The sequence below is a fragment of the Ramlibacter sp. genome, from assembly GCF_035627355.1.
Taxonomy (GTDB): Bacteria; Pseudomonadota; Gammaproteobacteria; order Burkholderiales; family Burkholderiaceae_C; genus Ramlibacter.
Map to the genome: position 1 here is coordinate 128,290 of NZ_DASPLW010000010.1, position 20,684 is coordinate 148,973.

The window sequence follows — 20,684 nt, forward strand, 5'->3', positions numbered from 1 at the left end:
GAGGCGATGCCATGAGCCATTCCACCCCCTTCCGTCTGCTGGCCCTGGCGGCGGCGCTCGCGTCGGGCAGCGCCGCGGCGCAGGTGACCCCGGTGGAGCCCTTCGGCGGGCGCCCCTTCGGTGCCAGCACACCCGCACCGGTCCCGGCCCAGCCCCGCAATGCCGCCGGGCAGGGCGCCGCGCCACCGCAGGCCGTCGTGGTGCAGCCCGGCGCAGCGCCGGTGGTGGTGCAACCGGGCACGGCCGTGGTCGTGCAGCCGCCCGCCGCGGCGCCGACGGCGACCATGGGGGCACCGGCCGCGGCGCCGGCTCCCGCCACCGGAGCGGCGCCGTCCCCGAACCCCGACGGGGCTGCGGCGAATGCACCGGCGCCTTCGACCCCGCCGATGCCCGGTGGCGCGCCGCAGGGCAGCGCGCCCGCGGCCCAGATGGGCGCACCTTCGGCCGCACCGGCGCCGGCGCCCACGCCCCGCGCCATGACGGCGCCCCCGCCCTCCCGCACGCCGCCCGCGCCGGCCGCAGTGCCGGCACCCGTCGCGCCGCCGTTCACGGGCAACCGGCCCACGGGTTCAGCGGCCCCTGCGGCCGCCCCGGCGCAGGCCGCGCAGCCGGTCAAGGGCCTGCCGGCCGATGCGCCGCAACTGGTGATCAGCGGCGCGGTCTGGTCGGCCAACCCGGCGCAGCGCCTGCTGATCGTCAACGGCCAGGTATTCCGCGAAGGCGCCGACCTGGGTTCCGGCGTGATGCTGGAGAAGGTGCAGCGGGACAGCGCGGTGCTGGGGTTCAAGGGCGAGCACTACGACGTGTTCTTCTGAGCGGAGGACGGTTCGTCGGCCGCGGCCTCGCCGCCGTCGAACCGCCACACCCGCCACAGGTAGCCGGCCACCAGGAATCCCACCACGCCACGCGTGATCCACTCGATGGTCTCCTTGGCCTGCCCGTAGCGCGACTCCAGCACGAAGCCGATGGACAGCAGCAATGCGCTCCAGGCCAGGGTGCCGACGGCGGACCAGAGCAGGAAGCGCGGCAGGGGCATCTGGCCGACGCCGGCCGGCATGGAGATGACGCTGCGCACCGCCGGTACCAGCCGGCCGAAGGCCACGGAGGAGGGGCCGTGGCGCTTGAACCAGTGCTGCGCGCCGTCGATGCTCCGGGGCGAGAGGGTCAGCAGGCGGCCGTGGCGCCGCGCGAACCGCTGCAGGCCGCCGTGCCCGAGCTTGCGCCCGGCGAAGTACCAGGGCAGGGCACCCAGCAGCGAGCCGGCGGCCGCGGATAGCAGCACGCCCAGCGGATGCAGCTGGCCGGTGGCGGCCACGTAGCCGGCGAAGGGCAGCACCAGCTCGGACGGGATGGGCGGGAAGACGTTCTCCAGCAGCATCAGCAAGGCGATGCCCAGGTACCCGCTGCGCTGGATGACGTCGATGATCCAGTCGCTCATGGATCGGACCTGCCCTTGCCCATGCATGCTCCTTCGCCGAGTGCGTCCCATTGTTGGAGCCGGGGCCGCCGGCGCCATCGGCCGGCCGGTTCGCCGTGCGTAGGACGGGCGCCCGGTAGCCGTGCGCCAGGCGCCGGCTGCTCGCCCGTCAGTGGCTAGGGCACCGCCTTGCGCAGCGCCTGGTCGATGTCCCAGAGAATGTCGTCCACGTCCTCGATCCCGACCGACAGCCGGATCATGTCGGCGCTCACGCCGGCCCGCTGCAGCTCGGCTTCGTCGAGCTGGCGGTGCGTGGTCGAGGCCGGGTGGATCACCAGCGTCTTGGCGTCGCCGATGTTGGCCAGGTGGCTGAGGAACTCGCAGGCGTCGATGAAGCGCTCGCCGGCGCGCGCCGCGTCGTCGGCCTTGATGCCGAAGGTCAGGATGCCCGAGCAGCCCGGCCCTCCGTCGATGGCGCGGAACTGCTTCTTCGCCAGCGCGTGGTCGGACGAACCGGGCAGGCCGGGGTAGTTGACCCAGCCCACCAGCGGATGCTCGCTGAGGAACTCGGCCACGCGCTGGGTATTGCGGCAGTGCGCCTGCATGCGCAGGTGCAGCGTCTCAATGCCCTGCAGGATCAGCCAGGCGTTCAGCGGCGACAGCGAGGCGCCGAAGGTGCGGTTGACCTCCATGCGCGCCTTCATGGTGTAGCCGAAGTCGCCGAAGGTCTCGTAGAACTTCACGCCGTGGTAGGCGCGGCTGGGCTCCAGCATCTCGGGGAACTTGTCGCGCGCGAGCGGCGAGCCCCAGTCGAAGCGGCCCGATTCCACGATCACGCCGGCCATGGTGGTGCCGTGGCCACCCAGGTACTTGGTGGCGCTGTGCACCACGATGTCGGCGCCGAAGTCGAACGGGTTGCACAGGTAGGGGCTGGCCACCGTGTTGTCGATCACCAGCGGCAGGCCGTGCTCGTGGGCGATGGCCGCCACCGGCTCGATGTCGAAGACGTTGACGCGCGGATTGCCCAGCGTCTCGCCGAACAGCGCGCGCGTGGTCGGCCGGATCGCCCGGCGGAAGTTCTCCGGGTCGCGCGGATCGACGAAGGTGGTCTCGATGCCGAGCCGCGCGAAGCCGACGCCGAGCTGGCCGACCGAGCCGCCGTACAGCGTCGACGCCGCCACGATGTGGTCGCCGGCCTTGAGGATGGCCAGCAGTGCGGTCATCTGGGCCGCCATGCCAGTGGCGCAGGCCAGGGCGGCGCGGCCGCCTTCGAGCGAGGCGACGCGCTCCTCCAGCACCGCCACCGTCGGGTTGCTGATGCGGCTGTAGACGTTGCCGAAGGTCTGCAGGTTGAACAGGCTGGCGGCGTGCTCGGCCGAATCGAACACGAAGCTGGTGGTCTGGTGGATCGGCGTGGCGCGCGCGCCGGTCACCGGGTCGGGGGTGGCGCCGGCATGGATGGCGCGGGTGCCGAAGCCGTAGTCGCGGTCCTGGGACATTGGGGGCTCAGTAGGGCAGTTGCTGGGGACGGCGGGCGGAGATCACGCGGGTGTTCACGCCGGCCCAGTTCAGGCCGCCGAACAGGCGGGCGTGCTCGATCTTCACGCAGCGGTCCATCACCACGTCCAGGCCGGCGGCGCGGGCCTGCTGCGCGGCCGCTTCGTTGACGACGCCGAGCTGCATCCACAGGCACCTGGCGCCGATCGCGATCGCCTCCTGCGCGATCGGCGGGATGTCCTCCCTGCGGCGGAAGCAATCCACCATGTCGATCGCCTGTCCCTGGGCCGCCAGCGCCTCGGCTGCCGCGCTCACGCTGGGGAAGCAGCGCTCGCCCAGGATCTCCTGCGCCATCGGGTTGACGGGCACGATGCGGTAGCCGTGCGCCTGCATGTACTTGGCCGCGAAGAAGCTGGGCCGGTGCCATTGCGGCGACAGGCCCACCACGGCCAGGGTGCGGCTGGTGCCCAGGATGCGCCGCAGATCGCTGATCGAACTCATGCGACGAGTGTAAGCACGCCCACGGTGGCGTTGGACGCGACGCCGTCCTACCCGACGGGCCGATGGCTCAGCCTAAGGTGACGCGCTCGAATGACGCGCACGTTTCCGTACCCCATCCGTCGCCGGCTGTTGCTGAAGCTGGCCGCCGCCTCAGCCGTGCCCATGCTGCCGGGCTGCCTGTGGCGCGACGGCGAAGTGCAGGCGGCGCAACTCGGGTTCAGCATAGGCACCAACCTGTCGGGCATGGAGTGGCCGCAGCCGGGCATCCGGCGCAGCAACAGCACGCTGCCCAACCTGCACTTCACGGTGCCGCGCCGCGCCGACATCGCCTGGCTGGCCGGTCAGGGCTTTCGCCGCAACCGCCTGCCCATCCTGTGGGAACTGCTGCAGCCGGTGCTGCACGACAGCCGGCCCGATGCCGCGGCGCGCGCGCTGGTGGGCGAGCCGGGCGAATTCCATCCGCTGTACGCGCAGCTGGTCACGGACGTGCTCGATGCGCATGCGGCCGCGGGCGCGACCTGCATCCTGGACCTGCACAACTACGGCCGCTACCGCGATTTCCGCTACCGGCCGGACGGCAGCGTGCCGGGGCTGCGCAAGGGGCTGACGCCGCTGCACCGCGCGTTCACCGAGGACCCGCAGGGCATCGTCGAGCGCATCTTCTCGCTGGCGCCGGGCGCCACGCTGGCGCAGGCCCACTTCGCCGACTTCTGGACGCGGGCGGCGCAGCGCTGGAAGGGCCACAAGGGCCTGGCCGGCTTCGGCCTGATGAACGAGCCGCACGACCTGCCGCGGCCGGGCAGCACCGAGCCCAGCGAAGGCGGCGGCGAGGACCTGGCGATCTGGCCCGCCTATGCGCGCGCCGCGATCGCCGCCATCCGCAAGGTGGACAGGGAGACGCCGATCTACGTCGGCGGCAACGAATGGAGCGCGGCCACGTCCATGGCGACGAGCAACCCGGGTTTCCCGCTGGCCGGCGAAGGGCTGGTCTACGAGGTGCACCTGTACCTGGATGCGGCCAGCAACGGCCACGCGTTCGACTACGACAGCGAACGCCGCAAGGGGTTCAGCGCCGGGCTGGCGTCCTGGTTCGGCGGCCGGCCGATCGATGCCGACACCGGCGCGAAGCGGCTGGCCATGGCCAGCGAGTGGGCGCGCGAGCACCAGCTGCAGCTGGCGCTGACCGAGATCGGCATGCCGGTCGACGATGCACGCTGGCAGCAGATGTTCCAGCGCACCTTGGAGCGCGCGGTCCGCGACGGCGTGGCGGTCTGCAGCTGGATGGGCGGCAACCACTGGCCGGCCCGCAACTACCCGATCCACCACGTGCCCGGCTGGTACCAGGACCGCACGCTCGCGCCGGCGGTGGCCGGGCCCATGCAGCAGGCGGCGGCGATCGCCCGCGCCACGCTGTACGACGAGGGGCCCGGCTGGGCGCCGGGCGGGAAGCCGGTGGAGATCACGCTGCAGGCGCGCGGCTGGCTGCGCGAGCCGCTGGCGATCACGGTCAGCGCCAGCGGCGGCTCGCTGTCGGCCACGCAGCTCGTACTGCCGGCGGGTGCCAACACCTCGGCGGCCTATCGCTTCACGCCCGAAGCGGGGAAGGTTGCGACGCTCAGCTACGGCGCTGCCAAGGGCTTCGCGCCGCCACCGCCGCGCAAGGTGTACGCCCTGGCCGACCCGGTCGCGCATGCGGCGCGCGACCTGGCCGAGGCCGCGCACGCCATCCTGGCGAAGTACGGGGCCAGCAAGTGGGAGATGGCCCACGCGCACACCGACTACGTGGGCGGTGCGCCGGCCCGCCCCGGGCAGCCGGTGCGGGCGGTGGCCGATTCGGGCTTCGGCTCCAGCACCTCGAACGCGATGGAGATGCTGTGCTTCATCAACACCGACAACCCCGACGCCGGCGCGATCCGGCCGCCGGTGCTGGTCGAGGCCGCGGGCCGCAAGGCGATCGACCTGTCGGCGCCGGGCTGCTGGGGCCTGTGGTGCAAGAAGCGTGCGCCCATGCCTGGCGTACAGCCGAACCCGCGCAACCGCGTGCCCTACGACCTGGAGGGCGAGTACTTCGGGATCGCCGTCATCCGCGCGGCGGATCCGGACGCCGGGGGGGTGGCGTTCCAGGCCTCGCGGGCCGAGGGGCGGCAGGCGAGCGAGCTGGCGCTCGAGGGCGGCCGGCCCCTGGCGCGCTGGACCGAGGAGAAGGGACGGCAGGTGGTGCTGCGCGCGCCCGAGCGGCTGGCGCTGGGCGCGCCGGCGGTGCTCACGCTCACCAGCGCACCGGGCGCGCAGTCGCTGCGGGTGGATGGGCAGGGCGTCGCACGGGGCACCTCGCGGTTCGCGCCGGCGGTGTTCGACCAGTTGCTGATCGGCTGGGGCTTTGTCGACCACTACCCGCGCGACACCCTGCGGGGCCAGGTGTTCGGTGCGATCACGGGCAGGGGCCGGCCCAGCGAGGCGGAGCTGGCGGTGCTGGAGCGCTACCTGCGATCGCTGGCCGCGTGAGCGTGCCCGCTTGCGCGAACTCGCGCCCGACTGGGCGCGCGTCTCACAGCGGCGACACGACGGACAGGACTTCCTCCACCCCCAGGACTTCGGACAGCACCACCGGCGCGCTGCCCTTTCGATAGAACACGTAGACCGGCACGCCGTTGCGGCCCAGCGCGGCGAGCGCCGCGGTGATGGCCGGGTCGCGCCGCGTCCAGTCGGCGCGCAGCAGCGCGACGTTCTCGCGCTTCCACGCGGCCAGCACCTGCTGGTTGGCCAGCGTGGTCTTCTTGTTGTACTGGCAGGTCACGCACCAGGCCGCCGTGAAGTCGACGAACACCGGCCGGCCCGCCGCCACGTACTGGTCGACCCGCGCCTGCGACCAGGGCTGCCAGTCGCCATCGGCCCGCACCACCTGCTGCTGCGCCGGCGGCTGCACCAGTTGCGGCACGGCCGCCCAGCCCAGCGCGACCAGGCCCGCCGCCGCGACGCCCGCCAGCGCGGCCCGCGTGCGGCCGCGCAGCGTCAGCGTCCACACCAGCAGGCTGAGGGCGACCAGCAGCGCCAGCAGCGCGCCGGCGCCGTCGATGCCGCTCTGCTGGCCCAGCACCCACACCAGCCAGACCACGGTGGCGAACATGGGGAAGGCCATCAGCTTGCGGAAGGTGTCCATCCATGCCCCCGGACGCGGCATCCAGCGTGCCACCGCCGGCAGCAGGCTGGCGGCCAGGTAGGGCAGGGCCATGCCCAGGCCCAGCACGCCGAACACCAGCAGCGCTTGCGGCGTCGGCAGCGTGACGGCCAGCCCGAGCGAGGCGCCCATGAACGGCGCGGTGCAAGGCGAGGCGACCGCCACCGCCAGCACGCCCGACAGGAAGGCGTTGCCCACCGGGTGCTTCACCTCCATCGAGGCCACCGAGGAGGGCAGCAGCGCGCCGAACTCGAACACGCCCGCGAGGTTCAGGCCGATCAGCGTGAACAGCGCGGCCAGCGCCGCCACCACCAGCGGCGACTGCAGCTGGAAGCCCCAGCCCAGCTGTTCGCCGGCGGCCCGCAGCCCCAGCATCAGTCCAGCCAGCGCCAGGAAGGACAGGACCACGCCGGCGGTGTAGGCGAAGCCGGCGATGCGGCGGGCGCGCACGTCGTCGGCATGCGCGGCGAAGCCGACCATCTTGATCGCCAGCACCGGGAACACGCAGGGCATGAGGTTGAGGATCAGGCCGCCGATGAGTGCGCCGAGCAGCGCGGCGGCCAGGCCGATGCCGGGGCCCGCCGGCTGCGTCGCGGCCGCGTTGTTGCGCAGGGCCTCGGCCAGCGCCGGCGAGACCGTGGCCGGGGCGGCGACGGCCGGCCAGGCGCCGACCACCTTCAGCTCGGTGCGCCAGCCGTCGGGACCCGCGGCCAGCACCACCGGCATCCGCTCGGGGCTGGCGCTGCGCTGGGCCGACAGCGGCACGCGCGCGGTCCAGGTCGCGCCGTCCCAGGCCTGGGTCCAGGCGCCGGCGGTTTCGATCACCTCCGGCGTTTCGGGCAGGAATTCGAGTTGCTTCCCCTGCACGGCAGCCGGCAGGCCCTGCACGCTGATCTCCAGCGCGCCGTCGGCGATCCGTGCCGAGTTGTCGCTGGCCGCGACCGGCTTGGGCTGCGCGGCGAGGGCCGCATCGAACGCAGGGCCGTGCAGGGCGGTGCTGCCGCGCAGCGGCAGCTTGAGCGTGAACTCGCCGTCTTCCGGGATGCACTCCTGCCGGCAGACCAGCCAGCTGGCCTTGAGCCTGACCTCGAGGTCCTGGGCCAGCGGCGAAGGCTTGAAGTCCGGCGCGATCTCCAGCGGCACCGGCAGCAGCACGGTGCCTTCGTAGCCGTAGTTGGCCAGCGTGCCGATCGGGATCTTCTTCGGCACCGGCCACTGGATCTCGCCGGCCAGCACGCCGGGCGGCAGTGTCCATTCGAGCTGGGTGGGCAGGCCGGAGTCGCCGGGGTTCTTCCAGTAGGTGTGCCACTGCGGCTGGTGGGCCAGCTGCAGGCCCACCCACACCGCCTTGCCGGGGCCCACGCCGTCCGGCGCGTGCGCGAGCAGTTCGGCCCGCACGCGCTCGCTGCTGACCACGGCCGTGCCGGCCGCCGACGCGTGCGCGGCCATCCCCATGGCGAGCAGGACGGCGGTCAGGAGCAAGCGCAGGAAGGCGGTCATGGGTCGTGGTGTCGGAGCGCGGCCGTAGGCGGAAGTTCCGGCGGCTCAGGCGAAGCCCAGCACCACCCGGCGCGTGCTGGCCGACTTCTTCTCGATCTTGCTGACCACCACCGCGCCGATCTCGGCGGTGTTCGCCACGTGCGTGCCGCCGCAGGGCTGGTAGTCGACCAGCTCGTCGCCGCCCACGCGGATGGTGCGGATGCGGCCGGTGCCGCGCGGCGGCTGCACCGACATGCTCCGGACCAGCGCCGGGTTGGCGTCCAGCTCGTCGTCGGTGATCGAGCCCACGGCCACCGGGTGCGCCGCCGCCACCAGCCGCGCGATGCCGGCCGTGAGCTGCTCCTTGTCGAGCGGGTCGGACATGTTGAAGTCCAGCCGCGCGTACTCCGGCGTGATCGAGCAGCCGTTGACCAGCTGCGGCACCAGGTGGCACAGCAGGTGGGTGGTGGTGTGGAAGCGCATCATCCGGTGGCGGCGCTCCCAATCGATGCGCGCCGTGACGCGGGCGCCCAATTGCAGCTGCGCCAGCAGCTCGTCCTGGCCCGCCGCCGGCACGTGCCAGATGCCACCGGTCGGCTGCCCCTGCTCGTCCTTGGCCTTGCGCGTGTCCGCGATCGCCAGCGTGCGGCCGTCGGCCAGCACCAGCGTGCCGCTGTCGCCGGCCTGGCCGCCGCCCAGGGGATAGAACACGGTGCGGTCGAGCACGATGCCGTGCTCGCCGACCGACACGATGCCGGCCTCGCACTCTCGCAGGTAGCCGTCGTCACGGAACAGCTCTTCGGTCATGCCCCGGATTGTCGCGGTTTGGGCCTACAGCGGTCCTGCGCAGGGACAACCAGACTCGCCGGCATGAACCGGTTGTTACCCTTTTTCCTGGCCGGTGCCGTGCTGCTCCCGGGGTGCGGCGAGATGGCGCGCCTGCCGGAATCGGCCACCGTGGGACCGAGCCCGCAGCTGCCCGAGCCGCGCACGGGCCTGCTGCCGACGGTCCACATCGCGCCGGCCGAGGGCTGGCCGCAGGGCCGGCAGCCGGTGCCCGCCGCGGACCTGCGCGTGACCGCGTTCGCCACCGGGCTGGACCATCCGCGCTGGCTGTACCTGCTGCCCAACGGCGACGTGCTGGTGGCCGAGAGCAACCAACCGCAGCCGCCCGAGGGGCAGGGCGAGCCGGGCATCAAGGGCTGGGCCATGAAAGGGGTGATGAAGCGGGCCGGCGCCGGCGTGCCGAGCGCGGACCGCATCACGCTGCTGCGCGATGCCGACGGCGACGGCGTGGCCGAGACCCGCTCGGTGCTGCTGCAGGGGCTGCATTCGCCCTTCGGCATGGCGCTGGTCGGCGGGCAGCTGTACGTCGCCAATGCCGACGGCGTGGTGCGCTTCCCCTTCACCCCCGGCGCGACGCGCATCACGGCGCCGCCCACGGCGGTGACCCCCTTGCCCGGCGGCCACAACCACCACTGGACCAAGAACCTGCTGGCCAGCCGCGACGGTCGCACGCTGTATGCCACGGTGGGCTCGAACAGCAACGTCGGCGAGCATGGGCTGGAGATGGAGGAGGGCCGCGCGGCGATCTGGACCATCGACCGGGCGTCCGGCGCCAAGCGCCTGTTCGCAACCGGCCTGCGCAACCCGAACGGCCTGGCCTGGGAGCCGTCCACCGGCGTGCTGTGGACCGTGGTCAACGAGCGCGACGAACTGGGCAGCGACCTGGTGCCCGACTATCTCACCTCGGTGCGCGAGGGCGCCTTTTACGGCTGGCCCTGGAGCTACTGGGGCTCGCACGTGGACGCGCGGGTGCAGCCGCCGCGGCCCGACCTGGTGGCGCGCGCCGTGGTGCCGGACTACGCGCTGGGCAACCATGTCGCCCCGCTCGGGCTGGCCTTCGCCGACGGGCGCCTGCCGCCCTTCGCACGCGGCGCGTTCGTGGGCCTGCACGGCTCCTGGAACCGGCAGCCGCTGGCGGGCTACAAGGTCGTGTTCATTCCATTCGAGGGCGGCAAGCCGGCCGGCCCGCCGCGGGACGTGCTCACCGGGTTCCTGAGCCCGGACGGCAAGGCCTGGGGGCGGCCGGTGGGCGTGGCACTGGACGCGCGCGGCGCGCTGCTGGTGGCCGACGACGTGGGCAATGCCGTCTGGCGGGTGGCGCCGGCACGCTGAGTGCGGCCGGTGCGCGCCGACGGTGCGGGTTTCACAAGGAGAGAGCCATGGGTCCATTGCGCACTGCCGTCCCCCTTGCCGCACTCGTGCTGGCCGCCTGTGCTTCGCCGCCCGGCACCGCGCCCGCGCCCGACATCGATGCCCTCACCGCCACGGAGGCCGCGAGCCTGATCTGCGCCGGCCGGCTCCGCAGCGAGGCGCTCACCCGCGCCTACCTGGCGCGTGCGCAGGCGAGGCCGGAGCTGAACGCCTTCATCACGCTCGATGCGGACGGCGCCCTGGCGGCGGCGCGGGCGGTCGACCAGCGGCGCGCGGCGGGCGCGCCCTGCCGCCCACTGGAGGGCGTGCCGATCGTGGTGAAGGACAACATCCACGTGGCCGGCCTGCCCTCGACCGCCGGCACCCCGGCCCTTCGGCGCTTCGTGCCGCGCGCCGACGCGCCGGTGGTGGCGAGCCTGCGCCAGGCCGGTGCCATCGTGCTGGGCAAGACGCACCTGCACGAACTCGCGTTCGGCGTGACCGGCTACAACCCGGCCTACATCGCGCCCGGCAACCCGGTGGGCGTGCGCAATGCCTACGACCCGTCGCGAGTGGCCGGCGGATCGTCCTCGGGTACCGCGGCGGCGCTGGGCGCGCGCATGGCGCCGGCCGGGCTGGGCACGGACACGGGCGGCTCGGTGCGCATTCCCTGCGCCTTCAACGGCTGCGCGTCGCTGCGACCGACCGTGGGGCGCTACCCGCAGGCCGGCATCGCGCCGATCTCGCACACGCGCGACACCGCCGGTCCGATGGCCGTGTCCATGCGCGACGTCGAACTGCTGGACCGCGTGCTGGCCGGCGCAACGGCGGCGGCGCCGGTGCCGCTGGACACGGTGCGGCTGGGCGTCGTGCCGAGCATGCTGGCCAACCTGGATGCGGACACCCGCGGTGCCTGGGACGCGGCGCTGGCGCGGCTGCGAAGCGCCGGGGTCACGCTGGTGCAGGTGCCGCTGCCGCAACTGGCGCAGCTCAATGCGGCGGTCAGCTTCCCGCTGGCGCTGTACGAGGCGAACGACGACATGGCGACCTACCTCGCGCAGTCGGGCACCGGCCTCACGCTCCAGCAACTGGCGGCCGGCATCGCCAGCCCCGACGTGAAGGGCACCTACGAAGGCCTGGTGGTGCCGCGCAAGCTGCCGGCGCCCACCGGCGGCGTGGTCGACGCGGCGCCGGTGTACCAGGCGGCGATGCAGACGCACCGGCCCGCGCTGCAGCGGCTCTACGCGGAAACCTTCGCCAGCCAGCGGCTGGATGCCTTCGTGTTCCCGACCGTGCCGGTGACGGCGCTGCCGGCCAACCCGCAGGCCAGCAGCCTGGAGAACTTCCTCCTGCTGATCCAGAACACCGATCCGGGCAGCAATGCCGGCGTGCCGGGCGTGCAGGTGCCGATCGGTTTCGGCGCCAGCACACGGCTGCCGGTCGGGCTGGAACTGGACGGGCCGGCCAACAGCGACCGTCGGCTGCTGGGCATCGCGCTGTCGCTGGAGCAACTGTTCGGGCGGCTACCGGCGCCGCGGGCGCCGGGCTGACGAGCGCCATCGGCCGGGGCCATGGCAACCGCTACCATCGCGCCATGGCCCTGCCTTCCCGCTTCTGGTCCGACCTCACGACACGCGAGTTCGCGCGGCTGCAGGCCTCGGGCGAGGCCGCGGACGTGGTCGCGGTGCTGCCGGTGGGGGCGACCGAGCAGCACGGGCCGCACCTGCCGGTCAGCGTGGACGCCACGCTGGTCGAGGGCATCGTGGTGGCCAGCCTGCCGCACCTGCCGGCGGAACTGCCGGTGCTGTTCCTGCCGACCCAGGTCGTCGGCAAGAGCACCGAGCACATCCGCTTCCCCGGCACGCTGACGCTGTCGGCCGAGACCACGATCCGGCTGTGGACGGAGATCGGCGAGTCGGTGGCGCGCGCCGGCGTGCGCCGGCTGGTGCTGTTCAACGCGCACGGCGGGCACGTCGCCCTCATGGACATCGTGGCGCGCGAGCTGCGCACCCGCTGCGAGCTGATCGTCTTCTCGGCCAGCTGGTACGACCTGCCGCTGGGCGACGAGGTCACCGGCCGCTTCCCGCCGGCGGAGCACCGCTTCGGCATCCATGCCGGCGACATCGAGACCTCGATGATGCTGGCCCTGCGCCCGCAGTGGGTGGACATGGCCCGGGCGCAGGACTTCCGCTCCAGCTCGCAGGACCGGGCGCAGCGCTTCGGCCTGCTGGGCAACGGCCGCAGCGCCAAGCTCGGCTGGCACATGCAGGACTACAACCCGCAGGGCGCCGCCGGCAACGCCGCGCTGGCCAGCGCCGACAAGGGCCGGGCCGTCGTCGAGGCGGCCGGGCTGAAACTGGCGCAGCTGCTGCAGGAAGTGGCGCAGGTGCCGCTGTCCACCCTGGTCGATCGCCCGCACTGGCCCGACTGAAGGGCGTCCCGGTCCGTCATTCACGTCCTACGGCAGCTTGCGAGGCGGACTATGGCGTTCGCCGCCGGGCTGCGTAGATTGGTCCGCAAGCCGGCGGCTGGCGCCGGCACCAACCAGGAGCGAACCATGGCAACCGTGGCCGACGTGATGACCCGCAACCCCCGAAGCATGACCCCGCAGGACACGCTGGCGGATGCGGCCAAGGTGATGGATGAACTGAACGTGGGCGTGGTGCCCGTGTGCGACGGCGAGCGCCTGTGCGGCATGGTGACCGACCGCGACATCGTGGTGCGTGGTCTCGCGCGCGACGTCGACCCGAAGTCCTGCAAGCTGGCCGACGTGATGAGCGGCCACGTGCGCACGGCGCGGCAGGACGACGACGTCGACGAGGTGCTGGTCGAGATGTCGAACGCGCAGATCCGCCGCATGCCGGTGGTGGACGGCCAGGACCGGCTGGTCGGCATCCTGTCGATCGGCGACATCGCCGCCAAGAGCCCGGCCGACGAGGAGGACGTGGGCCTGTCGCTCGGCGACATCTCCTCGCCCGCCGAGCCGGACCGTTCGGGCCGGCCGGCGTCCGGGCAGAAGCAGAAAGGTTGATCGGCCGCGGGCAGCTAGGCGCGCGGGCCGGGGACAATCGCGGCATGCTCCGCTACCGCACCGTCCCTGTCACGCCCTTCGCCCAGAACTGCTCGCTGGTCTGGGACGACCAGACCCTGGAAGCCGCCGTCGTCGACCCGGGCGGCGATCTCGACGTGCTGGAGCAGCAGGTCGCTTCACTCGGCCTTTCACTGAAGCAGATCTGGCTGACCCACGCCCACATCGACCACGCCGGCGCTGCCGGCGAACTGGCCCGACGGCTGCAGCTGCCCATCATCGGCCCGCACCGGGGCGACCAGTTCTGGATCGACGCCCTGCCGCAGCAAAGCAGCATGTTCGGCTTCCCGCCGGCCGAGGCCTTCACGCCGGTGCGCTGGCTGGAGGACGGCGACACCGTCACCCTGGGCGCGCACACCTTGCACGTGCGCCATTGCCCGGGCCATACGCCCGGCCACGTGGTGTTCCATTCACCCGAGCTGCAGCGCGCCTTCGTCGGCGACGTGCTGTTCGCCGGCAGCATAGGCCGCACCGACTTCCCCGGCGGCGATCACGACACGCTGGTCGCGAGCATCGTGGAGCGCTTGTGGCCGATGGGGGACGACACGGTGTTCATCCCGGGCCATGGCCCGGAGAGCACCTTCGGCCGCGAGCGCCGCAGCAATCCCTTCGTCGGCGGCACCTGAGGCCACCGAAAAAAAGGGCCACCCTGCGCGGGCGGCCCCTGGTTCGTGAGCCGCTGCGCGGCGCACCGTCGCAGCCGATCTACTGCGCACTCCGCTTGCGATTGGCGCTGCGCGCCTGGCCCCCCTTGCGGCCGGCCTCGCGGGCTTCCTCGGACGTGAACTCGTGGGCGGTCCCCTTTTCATGGGCCGCCTTGCCGCCCTCGCTGGCGATCTGGCGCTGGCGCTCCGGATCCATCGATGCGAAACCGCGGTTCGACTTGCCACCGGCGTTGCCTTGATTGTTCGATGCCATCTGGGTACTCCTGGAAAAAGCTTGGGAAAGAGATGCATGGGGGCCGCACACCCGCCATGACCCCGGATTGGGCTTGCAAAGCAGAGAAACGCTCGTCAGGCCCTTGAGCCGCGCGGTGTAGGAAGGGACCTTGCGGGGTTACATCCAGACAAGGCCTGTATCGGCTGCTAGCTTTTTCGGAGCACGGCGGCCTGCAGCCGATGCAGCAGCGCGCTCGCTTCCGGCGCGGTGGCGGGCGCCGCGCGATCGCCGGACAGGAGGGTGTCGAGCAGCCGTCCGACCTGTGCCTGCGAGGGCTGCACCGGTCCGAAGAAGCGGGCCTGGGTGCCGTGCCCGACCAGCAGGGTGGGGAAGGTCTCGATGTCCACGTCGCCCATGGCGTCGGCTTCGTCCTCGATGTCCACCCACGCGAACCGGGCCTGCGGATGGGCGGCGGCGAGCGCATCGAAGACGGGGGCCCATTCCCCGCATGCGCGGCACCATGCGGCGCACAGGCAGATTACCTGCCAGGGGCTGTCGTCCGGGCTGCCGCTCGCGCTGCTCATGCGGGCAGTCTAGGCCAAGGCCCGAACCCGCTGCTTGCGCCGGGTCACGGCCGCGGCCGCACCATGATCGCTGGCTCAGGCGTAGGAGATCCAGCCGCGCAGGTCCGGCGCGTCCAGGTGCGGCAGGCAGTTGAAGCTGACCAGCGAGTGCCGCTTGGGGGTGAAGGCGAACTCGGTCACTGCGGTGTTGCGGATGCGCATGTTCAGCTCGATGGTGGCCTGCGGCGAGGCCCCGAGCACGTGCCCGACCGCGGTGGCGATCGGACCGCCGCTGGTGACGACCAGCACGTTCTGCCCGTAGTGGTTGGCGCGCACATGGTCGAGCGCGCCGGCCACGCCGGCCAGGAAGTCGCGCCAGGTCGGCATGCCGGCGGGGTTGGCGGCGCCGGCCATCCACTGGGCCAGGCCGTCGCGCAGCAGGCGGAAGTGGTGCCGCGCCTCCTCGGGCGTGCGTGGCCGCTCGCGCGGTCCGGGATGGATGGCGGCGATCACCGCCTCGCTGTCGTATTCGTTCAGGCCTTCCCAGGCGAGGTGCTCGCCGGCCCGGTTCATGCCCTGCAGGATCCCGGCCAGCGTCTGCTTGTGGCGTTGCAGCGTGCCGGCGATCAGGCCGTCGAAGTGGATCCCCTGGTGCGCGAAGTACTCGCCCAGCCGCACGCTCTGCCGCCGGCCGAGCTCGCTCAGCTGGTCATAGTCGGCCGCGCCGAAGGAGGCCTGGCCGTGCCGCACGAGGTAGAGGGTTCCCATGCGCGCGATTCTGGTTCGCCGCCCGGAACCCGCCGGTCCCGTGCGTGACGCCCGGCGGCCGGGATCAGCAGGCCGCGTGCAGGGTGGGCGACGTGCTGGGGGCCGTGCCGGCCGGCAAGGACGCGTTGGCGCGAATGTGGCCGGCGGCGATCAGTTCGGCGCTGGCCATCGCGGCCTCCGGCGTGTCGAACAGCCCGCCGCCGCAGAGGTGGGCGCAGCAGCCGGGCTGCTCGCACAGCGTCGCCAGCCAGAAGCTGCCTGGCCGGGTGCAGCAGACCTTGGCGAACCCCAGGTAGCGCCCGCTGCCGGCACCCATTTCGCTGGCGGAGCTGGCGACCCAACGGCCGTCGAACGGCCCCGTGACTCGATCCATGGAAGTCTCCCGCGCCCGCGCGGCGCGCGGGATCACTCTAGGCGGGCGCTGCCGCCGGCCGTGTAGGACGGCACCGACGGGGCTGACAGCACCCGGGCGAACAGCGCGCTGTCCACGTTGCCGCCGGTGATGGGCAGGCCCACGCTGCGCGCGGCGCGGCGTCCGCGTTGCTGCAGCGCCGCCGCCAGGCCGGCCGCGCCGGCGCCCTCGGCCACGTTGTGCGTGTCGTGGAACAGGATGCGCATGGCCTCGCCGACCTCGTCGTCGGTCACCGCCACCACGTCGGCGGCTTCGCGCCGCACCACCGCCAGCGCCTCCTCGTCGGCGATCCGGCAGGCCATGCCGTCGGCCAGTTCGGTGCTCACCGGGGCGGCCATCACCCGGCCCGCGCGGAACGAGTCGAGGTAGGTGGTGGCATGGGCCGAGACCACGCCGACCAGCTCGCTGCGCGCGCCGGTGTGGGCGCGGGCGGCGGCCGCGGCGCAGAAGCCCGAGCCCTGGCCGATGGGCACGTAGACCACGTCGGGCTCGCTGCCGCGCGCGAAGCTCTCGAAGAACTCCAGCCAGTAGGTCATCACGCCGCGGATCAGCTCGCGATGGAAGGAGGGCACCATGAGCAGCCCCCGCTGCCGCCCCAGCTCGATGGCGTGCTCGCGCGCGGCCTGGAAGTCCTCGCCGTGCTCCAGCAGTTCGACGCCGAGCGTTCGCATGGCCGCGTTCTTCTCGGTGGAGTTGCCGTGCGGCACCACGATGGTGGCCTGCAGGCCGTGCAGCCGGGCGGCATAGCCGACCGATTGCCCATGGTTGCCGCGCGTGGCGCTGATCACGCCGCGCACCTCCGGCCGCGAACGCGCCAGCGCGTCGAACCAGGTCAGGCCGCCGCGCACCTTGAAGGCGCCGACCGCCGTGTGGTTCTCGTGCTTGACCCACACCTCCAGCCCCATTCGCTGGCGCAGCATGGGCCAGGCGTACTGCGGCGTGGGCGGCAGCCGGGCATAGACGATGCGGCGGGCGTCGTCGATTTCGGTGGTGGTGAAGCGCATGGTCAGAGTCCCGAGGATTCCAGGCGCACGGCGCCCTTGGGCGTCCGCAGCGTGGCGCACAGGTTGGCCGGGCCTTCGGCCACGGCGACGCGGGCTATGCCGATCGCGGATAGCGCGCGGCCGAGCAGGCCGGCTTGCGGATGTTGCAGGGCCAGCGCGTGCAACGCGATCCCGCTCTCGGGCATGTTCGCCGCCGGGTGCGGCCCGGTCCACTCGATCAGCGTGGGAAGGCAGCCGTCGAGCAGGCGCTGCCCGTCCGGCCGCACGCCGATGCGCCAGCGCAGCAGGCCGCGCGCCGTCTCGCGCGAGGCAGCGATGGCTTCGCCGCGGTCCAGGCCCAGCCGGCGCCAGGCGGCGAGTGCGGCATCCAGGTCCGGCACCCGCGCCACCCAGTGCACCAGCCGCGGACCGTGTTCGCGCACGGCCGACTGCTGCGCCGGCTGGTCCATGTCGAACCAGCGGGTGCGCCCGGGCGCGGTGGCCGCCGGGTTGCGCGCAATGATCTCGAAATAGGCCTGCGGGTGGTCGACGGTGGCGATGCGCAGCAGGCGGTTGTGCGTGCCCATCAGCGGGTGCTCGCCACCGGGCCCCGGCGTCACGCCCAGGGTGCGCTCGCACCAGTCGGCGCCCTGGACCAGCGAGTCGGCCACCACCACCAGGTGGTCCATGCCCGGCACCGCGCTCACAACCGCACCTCGCCGGCGATGCAGGTGACCGAGTGGCCGCCGATCCAGGTCGTGCCGTCGGGGGCGCGCTCCACGTGCACCCGGCCGGCCCGGCCGAGCGCCGTGCCCTGCGAGGCGACGTAGCGCTCCGGGGCCAGCCCGGCGCCGACCAGCCATTGCGCCAGCGCTGCGTTCAGGCTGCCGGTGACCGGGTCCTCGGCCATGCCGTTGTTACCGGGAAAAAAGGCGCGGACCTCGAACGCGCAGTCGTCGCCGGCGGCGCGCGGGCCGGCCACGCCAACCTTGCCGCGCGGGCCGACCACGCCGACGTCGAGGCCGGCCAGCACCGCGGCGTCGGGCCGCAGCGCCAGCACCTGCTCGCTGCTGCGCAGCATCACGCCGCGCCAGTTCGGCCCGTTGTCACACCAGGCATGGGCCACGATGTCCGTGCGGGCGAGGCCGAGTCCGCGCGCGATCAGCTCGACCTCGGCCTCGGGCAGCGGGCCGCTCTTGCGCAGCGGCGGCGCGGCGAACGCGAGCTTTCCGGACGCGGCGTCGCGGCGGATGCGGACCAGGCCGGCCCCGCATTCCTGCACGATGTGTTCGCCCTGGGGCCGGCCGCCGGCGCCCAGCCAGGCGTGGCAGCTCCCGAGGGTGGGGTGGCCGGCGAACGGCAGTTCGCGGCCCGGGCAGAAGATCCGGACCTTGTAGTCGGCCTCGGGGTGCTCGGGCGGCAGCAGGAACGTGGCCTCGGACAGGTTGGTCCAGTTCGTGAACGCCTGCATCTGCTGCGTGGACAGGCCGCTGCCGTCGAGCACGACGGCCAATGGGTTGCCGAGGTAAGGGGTCGCGGTGAAGACGTCGACCTGCTGGAAGGGGCGCATGCGCATGGGAGTTTCCGTTGGCAGTAACGATGCGGCGGATCAGCCGGTGGCTTGGCGGATGACGGCGGCGAGGGCGGCGATGCCGCGGTCGATCTCGGCGACGCTGGCCGTGACGAAGGACAGCCGGAGGGTGCGCTGCGCCTCGGGGTCCTCGCTGCCATCGGCATAGAAGGGCGCGCCGGGCACGAACGCGACGCCGGCCTCCACGGCGCGGGGCAGCAGTTCCAGCGCGTCCAGCCCGTGCGGCAGCCGCGCCCACAGGAACATGCCGCCGTCGGGCACGTTCCACTGCAAGCCCAGCCCGGCCATTTCACGCTCGAGGGCCGCCAGCATGGCGTCGCGCTGGCTGCGGTAGAGCGCGCGGATGCGCGGCACGTGGCGTTGCAGGAAGTCGCCCGCCATCACCTGCGCGGCCATGCGCTGGTTGAACCCGGGACTGTGCAGGTCGGCCGCCTGCTTGGCCTGCAGCAGCTTGGGGTAGAGCGCCGGCGGTGCCACCAGGAAGCCCAGGCGCAGCCCCGGGGCCAGCACCTTGGAGAACGAGCCCAGGTACAGGCAGCCGTCCGGATGACGAGCCGACAGTGGGGGCGGTGGCGCACGATCGAACCACAGCTCGCCATACGGGTTGTCCTCCACGATCGGCAGCCGCAGCTCGGCCGCGAGTTCGGCCAGGGCGGCCCGGCGCGCCTCGCTCATGCTGCGCCCGGTCGGGTTCTGGAAGTTCGGCAGCAGGTAGAGGAAGCGGGCCCCTTCGGCCTTGGCCCTCAGGTCGTCCAGTTGCACGCCCTCGTAGTCGCTGCGCACGCCCAGGATCTCCGGCTCCATCGGCGCGAAAGCCTGCAGCGCGCCCAGGTAGGTGGGCGTTTCCACCAGCACGCGCGAGCCGGCATCCACCAGCACCTTGGCCACCAGGTCCAGTCCCTGCTGCGAGCCGGTGGTGATCAGCACCTGGTCCGGGTCCACCGGCCAGGGCAGTCCGGCCGCCACCTGCTGGCGCAGGGCGGGGAAGCCTTCGCTGGCGGCGTACTGCAGGGCGGCCGGTCCGTCTTCCTGCAGCACGCGGGCGCTGGCGGCGGCGAACGCATCGACCGGGAAGGTGCTCGGCGAGGGCAGGCCGCCGGCGAAGCTGATGACGCCCGGGCGTTCGGTGACCTTGAGGATTTCGCGGATCGCCGACGGGTTCATGCGGCTGGCGCGGCGCGCCAGCACCCAGGTCGAGGGCAGGTCGTAGGGGTTCATGCAGGCTCCGGTTGGGAACGGGGGTGCACCGGCATCTTGCGGCCGATGAAGACGGTGGCGATGACGGCCAGGCCGAATCCGAGCGTGGTGGCGTCGATCGTCTCGCCGAGCAGGGGCACGGCGAACAGCATGCCGAGGAAGGGCTGCACCAGTTGCACCTGGCTGACGCGTACGGTGCCGCCCAGCGCCAGGCCGCGGTACCAGGCGAAGAAGCCTAGCCACATCGAGAACACGCCGACGTAGGCGAAGGCCCACCAGGCCGAGGCGGGCAGCGTCGCCTGCGGGCGGGTGACGAGTGCGAGCGGCAGGGTGAGCGGCAGCGAGATCAGTAGCGCCCAGCAGATCACGTGCTCGGCGCGCATGCGCTGCGACAGGCGGGCGCCCCAGCCGTAGCCCACCGCCGCGCACGCCATGCCGGCCAGCAGCAGCAGGTCGGCCACGTGCAGCGTCGTGCCGCCGCTGCGCAGCAGGGCGAAGGCCACGACCAACGCGCTGCCCAGGGCCGCGCAGGCCCAGAAGCCAGGGCCGGGCCGCTGCCGGTGCAGCCAGGCCCCGACCGCAGCCGTGGCCAGCGGCAGCACGCCCACGATCACGCTGGCATGCACCGCTTCGACGTAGCGCATCGCGACCGACGTGAGCAGAGGAAAGCCGAACACCACGCCGGCCGCGGTGATCGCCAGCGGCAGCCAGTCGCCGCGGCGCGGCAGCGGCGCCCGGCTGGCCAGGAGGAAGGCCGCGGACAGGGCTGCGGCTACGACCGCGCGGCCGAGCGCGATGAACACGCCGGACATCTGCGGCGCCTCCGGCGTGCCGACCGCCAGCCGCGTCATGGGCAGGGTCAGCGCGAAGACGGCGACGCCGATGAAGCCGAGCCAGAGCCCGCGGATCTCCTGCGGCCTCATGTGCGCGCTCCG

At 72.9% G+C, this 20,684-nt stretch carries 21 protein-coding genes; 7 read left to right on the forward strand and 14 right to left on the reverse strand.

Translation table 11 applies throughout. From position 1 onward, the window contains the following. The first annotated feature begins 11 nt into the window (after positions 1–11). Positions 12–815: a general secretion pathway protein GspB gene (locus tag VEC03_RS04210; protein WP_324912911.1), complete on the forward strand. Its 804-nt coding sequence runs from the start codon at positions 12–14 to the stop codon at positions 813–815. On the opposite strand, the gene VEC03_RS04215 is transcribed toward VEC03_RS04210, so the two are convergent. The 3 genes from VEC03_RS04215 to VEC03_RS04225 form a co-directional block, all read right to left on the reverse strand. Continuing rightward, a complete protein-coding gene (locus VEC03_RS04215; RefSeq protein WP_324912913.1) occupies positions 797–1,438 on the reverse strand; it encodes a DedA family protein in 642 nt (213 codons plus the stop codon). The two genes, VEC03_RS04210 and VEC03_RS04215, sit on opposite strands and share 19 nt — an antisense overlap. A 155-nt stretch (positions 1,439–1,593) precedes the next feature. Then, positions 1,594–2,916 (reverse strand): O-acetylhomoserine aminocarboxypropyltransferase/cysteine synthase family protein, encoded by a 1,323-nt coding sequence (locus tag VEC03_RS04220; protein ID WP_324912915.1) that lies wholly within the window; start codon positions 2,914–2,916, stop codon positions 1,594–1,596. Between the two features lie 7 nt (positions 2,917–2,923). Beyond that, on the reverse strand, positions 2,924–3,415 hold the full coding sequence (locus VEC03_RS04225) for a CoA-binding protein (protein WP_324912916.1): 492 nt from the start codon (positions 3,413–3,415) through the stop codon (positions 2,924–2,926). 90 nt (positions 3,416–3,505) lie between these two features. Between VEC03_RS04225 and VEC03_RS04230 the strand changes: the two genes are divergently transcribed. Beyond that, the gene (locus VEC03_RS04230; protein ID WP_324912918.1) at positions 3,506–5,920 is read left to right on the forward strand and encodes a glycoside hydrolase family 5 protein; all 2,415 of its coding nucleotides are present in this window, start codon (positions 3,506–3,508) and stop codon (positions 5,918–5,920) included. A 43-nt stretch (positions 5,921–5,963) separates the two neighbouring features. On the opposite strand, the gene VEC03_RS04235 is transcribed toward VEC03_RS04230, so the two are convergent. Together VEC03_RS04235 and VEC03_RS04240 are read right to left on the reverse strand one after the other, a co-directional pair. Beyond that, entirely contained in the window at positions 5,964–8,048 is a 2,085-nt protein-coding gene (locus tag VEC03_RS04235; RefSeq protein ID WP_324912955.1) for a protein-disulfide reductase DsbD family protein, read from the reverse strand. Positions 8,049–8,138: 90 nt separating this feature from the next. Continuing rightward, positions 8,139–8,879 (reverse strand): alanyl-tRNA editing protein, encoded by a 741-nt coding sequence (locus VEC03_RS04240; protein WP_324912919.1) that lies wholly within the window; start codon positions 8,877–8,879, stop codon positions 8,139–8,141. Positions 8,880–8,942: 63 nt separating this feature from the next. Here VEC03_RS04240 and VEC03_RS04245 point away from each other — a divergent pair, with 63 nt between their 5' ends. The 5 genes from VEC03_RS04245 (at position 8,943) to VEC03_RS04265 (ending at position 13,982) form a co-directional block, all read left to right on the forward strand. Beyond that, positions 8,943–10,250, forward strand: a complete 1,308-nt coding sequence (locus VEC03_RS04245; protein WP_324912921.1) for a sorbosone dehydrogenase family protein — start codon at positions 8,943–8,945, stop codon at positions 10,248–10,250. Between the two features lie 47 nt (positions 10,251–10,297). Further along, positions 10,298–11,818, forward strand: a complete 1,521-nt coding sequence (iaaH, locus tag VEC03_RS04250) for an indoleacetamide hydrolase (protein WP_324912922.1) — start codon at positions 10,298–10,300, stop codon at positions 11,816–11,818. Between the two features lie 44 nt (positions 11,819–11,862). Next, entirely contained in the window at positions 11,863–12,699 is an 837-nt protein-coding gene (locus VEC03_RS04255; protein WP_324912923.1) for a creatininase family protein, read from the forward strand. Between the two features lie 126 nt (positions 12,700–12,825). Next, the gene (locus VEC03_RS04260) at positions 12,826–13,299 is read left to right on the forward strand and encodes a CBS domain-containing protein (RefSeq protein WP_324912925.1); all 474 of its coding nucleotides are present in this window, start codon (positions 12,826–12,828) and stop codon (positions 13,297–13,299) included. Between the two features lie 44 nt (positions 13,300–13,343). Continuing rightward, the gene (locus tag VEC03_RS04265; protein WP_324912927.1) at positions 13,344–13,982 is read left to right on the forward strand and encodes an MBL fold metallo-hydrolase; all 639 of its coding nucleotides are present in this window, start codon (positions 13,344–13,346) and stop codon (positions 13,980–13,982) included. A gap of 79 nt (positions 13,983–14,061) precedes the next feature. Here the strand turns inward: VEC03_RS04265 and VEC03_RS04270 are convergent, their stop codons facing one another. The 9 genes from VEC03_RS04270 to VEC03_RS04310 form a co-directional block, all read right to left on the reverse strand. Beyond that, positions 14,062–14,274: a KGG domain-containing protein gene (locus VEC03_RS04270; RefSeq protein ID WP_324912928.1), complete on the reverse strand. Its 213-nt coding sequence runs from the start codon at positions 14,272–14,274 to the stop codon at positions 14,062–14,064. 167 nt (positions 14,275–14,441) lie between these two features. Next, entirely contained in the window at positions 14,442–14,819 is a 378-nt protein-coding gene (locus VEC03_RS04275; RefSeq protein WP_324912929.1) for a thioredoxin family protein, read from the reverse strand. A 75-nt stretch (positions 14,820–14,894) separates the two neighbouring features. Further along, a complete protein-coding gene (locus tag VEC03_RS04280) occupies positions 14,895–15,566 on the reverse strand; it encodes a histidine phosphatase family protein (protein ID WP_324912931.1) in 672 nt (223 codons plus the stop codon). A gap of 64 nt (positions 15,567–15,630) precedes the next feature. Then, positions 15,631–15,939, reverse strand: a complete 309-nt coding sequence (locus tag VEC03_RS04285) for a hypothetical protein (protein ID WP_324912932.1) — start codon at positions 15,937–15,939, stop codon at positions 15,631–15,633. 32 nt (positions 15,940–15,971) lie between these two features. Continuing rightward, positions 15,972–16,982, reverse strand: a complete 1,011-nt coding sequence (locus tag VEC03_RS04290; RefSeq protein ID WP_324912933.1) for a threonine dehydratase — start codon at positions 16,980–16,982, stop codon at positions 15,972–15,974. A 2-nt stretch (positions 16,983–16,984) separates the two neighbouring features. After that, positions 16,985–17,650: a VOC family protein gene (locus VEC03_RS04295; RefSeq protein WP_324912957.1), complete on the reverse strand. Its 666-nt coding sequence runs from the start codon at positions 17,648–17,650 to the stop codon at positions 16,985–16,987. A gap of 14 nt (positions 17,651–17,664) precedes the next feature. Further along, on the reverse strand, positions 17,665–18,537 hold the full coding sequence (locus VEC03_RS04300; RefSeq protein ID WP_324912935.1) for a PhzF family phenazine biosynthesis protein: 873 nt from the start codon (positions 18,535–18,537) through the stop codon (positions 17,665–17,667). Positions 18,538–18,570: 33 nt separating this feature from the next. After that, positions 18,571–19,770, reverse strand: a complete 1,200-nt coding sequence (locus tag VEC03_RS04305; RefSeq protein ID WP_324912936.1) for a PLP-dependent aminotransferase family protein — start codon at positions 19,768–19,770, stop codon at positions 18,571–18,573. After that, the gene (locus VEC03_RS04310) at positions 19,767–20,672 is read right to left on the reverse strand and encodes a DMT family transporter (protein ID WP_324912938.1); all 906 of its coding nucleotides are present in this window, start codon (positions 20,670–20,672) and stop codon (positions 19,767–19,769) included. Before VEC03_RS04310 ends, VEC03_RS04305 begins: the two co-directional genes overlap by 4 nt. Positions 20,673–20,684 lie beyond the last annotated feature (12 nt).

Excerpts from the sequence above, each read along its gene's own strand:
- VEC03_RS04210 (WP_324912911.1), top strand. The coding sequence starts at position 12 with ATGAGCCATTCCACCCCCTTCCGTCTGCTGGCCCTGGCGGCGGCGCTC.
- VEC03_RS04215 (WP_324912913.1), bottom strand. The coding sequence starts at position 1,438 with ATGAGCGACTGGATCATCGACGTCATCCAGCGCAGCGGGTACCTGGGC.
- VEC03_RS04220 (WP_324912915.1), bottom strand. The coding sequence starts at position 2,916 with ATGTCCCAGGACCGCGACTACGGCTTCGGCACCCGCGCCATCCATGCC.
- VEC03_RS04225 (WP_324912916.1), bottom strand. The coding sequence starts at position 3,415 with ATGAGTTCGATCAGCGATCTGCGGCGCATCCTGGGCACCAGCCGCACC.
- VEC03_RS04230 (WP_324912918.1), top strand. The coding sequence starts at position 3,506 with ATGACGCGCACGTTTCCGTACCCCATCCGTCGCCGGCTGTTGCTGAAG.
- VEC03_RS04235 (WP_324912955.1), bottom strand. The coding sequence starts at position 8,048 with ATGGGGATGGCCGCGCACGCGTCGGCGGCCGGCACGGCCGTGGTCAGC.
- VEC03_RS04240 (WP_324912919.1), bottom strand. The coding sequence starts at position 8,879 with ATGACCGAAGAGCTGTTCCGTGACGACGGCTACCTGCGAGAGTGCGAG.
- VEC03_RS04245 (WP_324912921.1), top strand. The coding sequence starts at position 8,943 with ATGAACCGGTTGTTACCCTTTTTCCTGGCCGGTGCCGTGCTGCTCCCG.
- iaaH (WP_324912922.1), top strand. The coding sequence starts at position 10,298 with ATGGGTCCATTGCGCACTGCCGTCCCCCTTGCCGCACTCGTGCTGGCC.
- VEC03_RS04255 (WP_324912923.1), top strand. The coding sequence starts at position 11,863 with ATGGCCCTGCCTTCCCGCTTCTGGTCCGACCTCACGACACGCGAGTTC.
- VEC03_RS04260 (WP_324912925.1), top strand. The coding sequence starts at position 12,826 with ATGGCAACCGTGGCCGACGTGATGACCCGCAACCCCCGAAGCATGACC.
- VEC03_RS04265 (WP_324912927.1), top strand. The coding sequence starts at position 13,344 with ATGCTCCGCTACCGCACCGTCCCTGTCACGCCCTTCGCCCAGAACTGC.
- VEC03_RS04270 (WP_324912928.1), bottom strand. The coding sequence starts at position 14,274 with ATGGCATCGAACAATCAAGGCAACGCCGGTGGCAAGTCGAACCGCGGT.
- VEC03_RS04275 (WP_324912929.1), bottom strand. The coding sequence starts at position 14,819 with ATGAGCAGCGCGAGCGGCAGCCCGGACGACAGCCCCTGGCAGGTAATC.
- VEC03_RS04280 (WP_324912931.1), bottom strand. The coding sequence starts at position 15,566 with ATGGGAACCCTCTACCTCGTGCGGCACGGCCAGGCCTCCTTCGGCGCG.
- VEC03_RS04285 (WP_324912932.1), bottom strand. The coding sequence starts at position 15,939 with ATGGATCGAGTCACGGGGCCGTTCGACGGCCGTTGGGTCGCCAGCTCC.
- VEC03_RS04290 (WP_324912933.1), bottom strand. The coding sequence starts at position 16,982 with ATGCGCTTCACCACCACCGAAATCGACGACGCCCGCCGCATCGTCTAT.
- VEC03_RS04295 (WP_324912957.1), bottom strand. The coding sequence starts at position 17,650 with ATGGACCACCTGGTGGTGGTGGCCGACTCGCTGGTCCAGGGCGCCGAC.
- VEC03_RS04300 (WP_324912935.1), bottom strand. The coding sequence starts at position 18,537 with ATGCGCATGCGCCCCTTCCAGCAGGTCGACGTCTTCACCGCGACCCCT.
- VEC03_RS04305 (WP_324912936.1), bottom strand. The coding sequence starts at position 19,770 with ATGAACCCCTACGACCTGCCCTCGACCTGGGTGCTGGCGCGCCGCGCC.
- VEC03_RS04310 (WP_324912938.1), bottom strand. The coding sequence starts at position 20,672 with ATGAGGCCGCAGGAGATCCGCGGGCTCTGGCTCGGCTTCATCGGCGTC.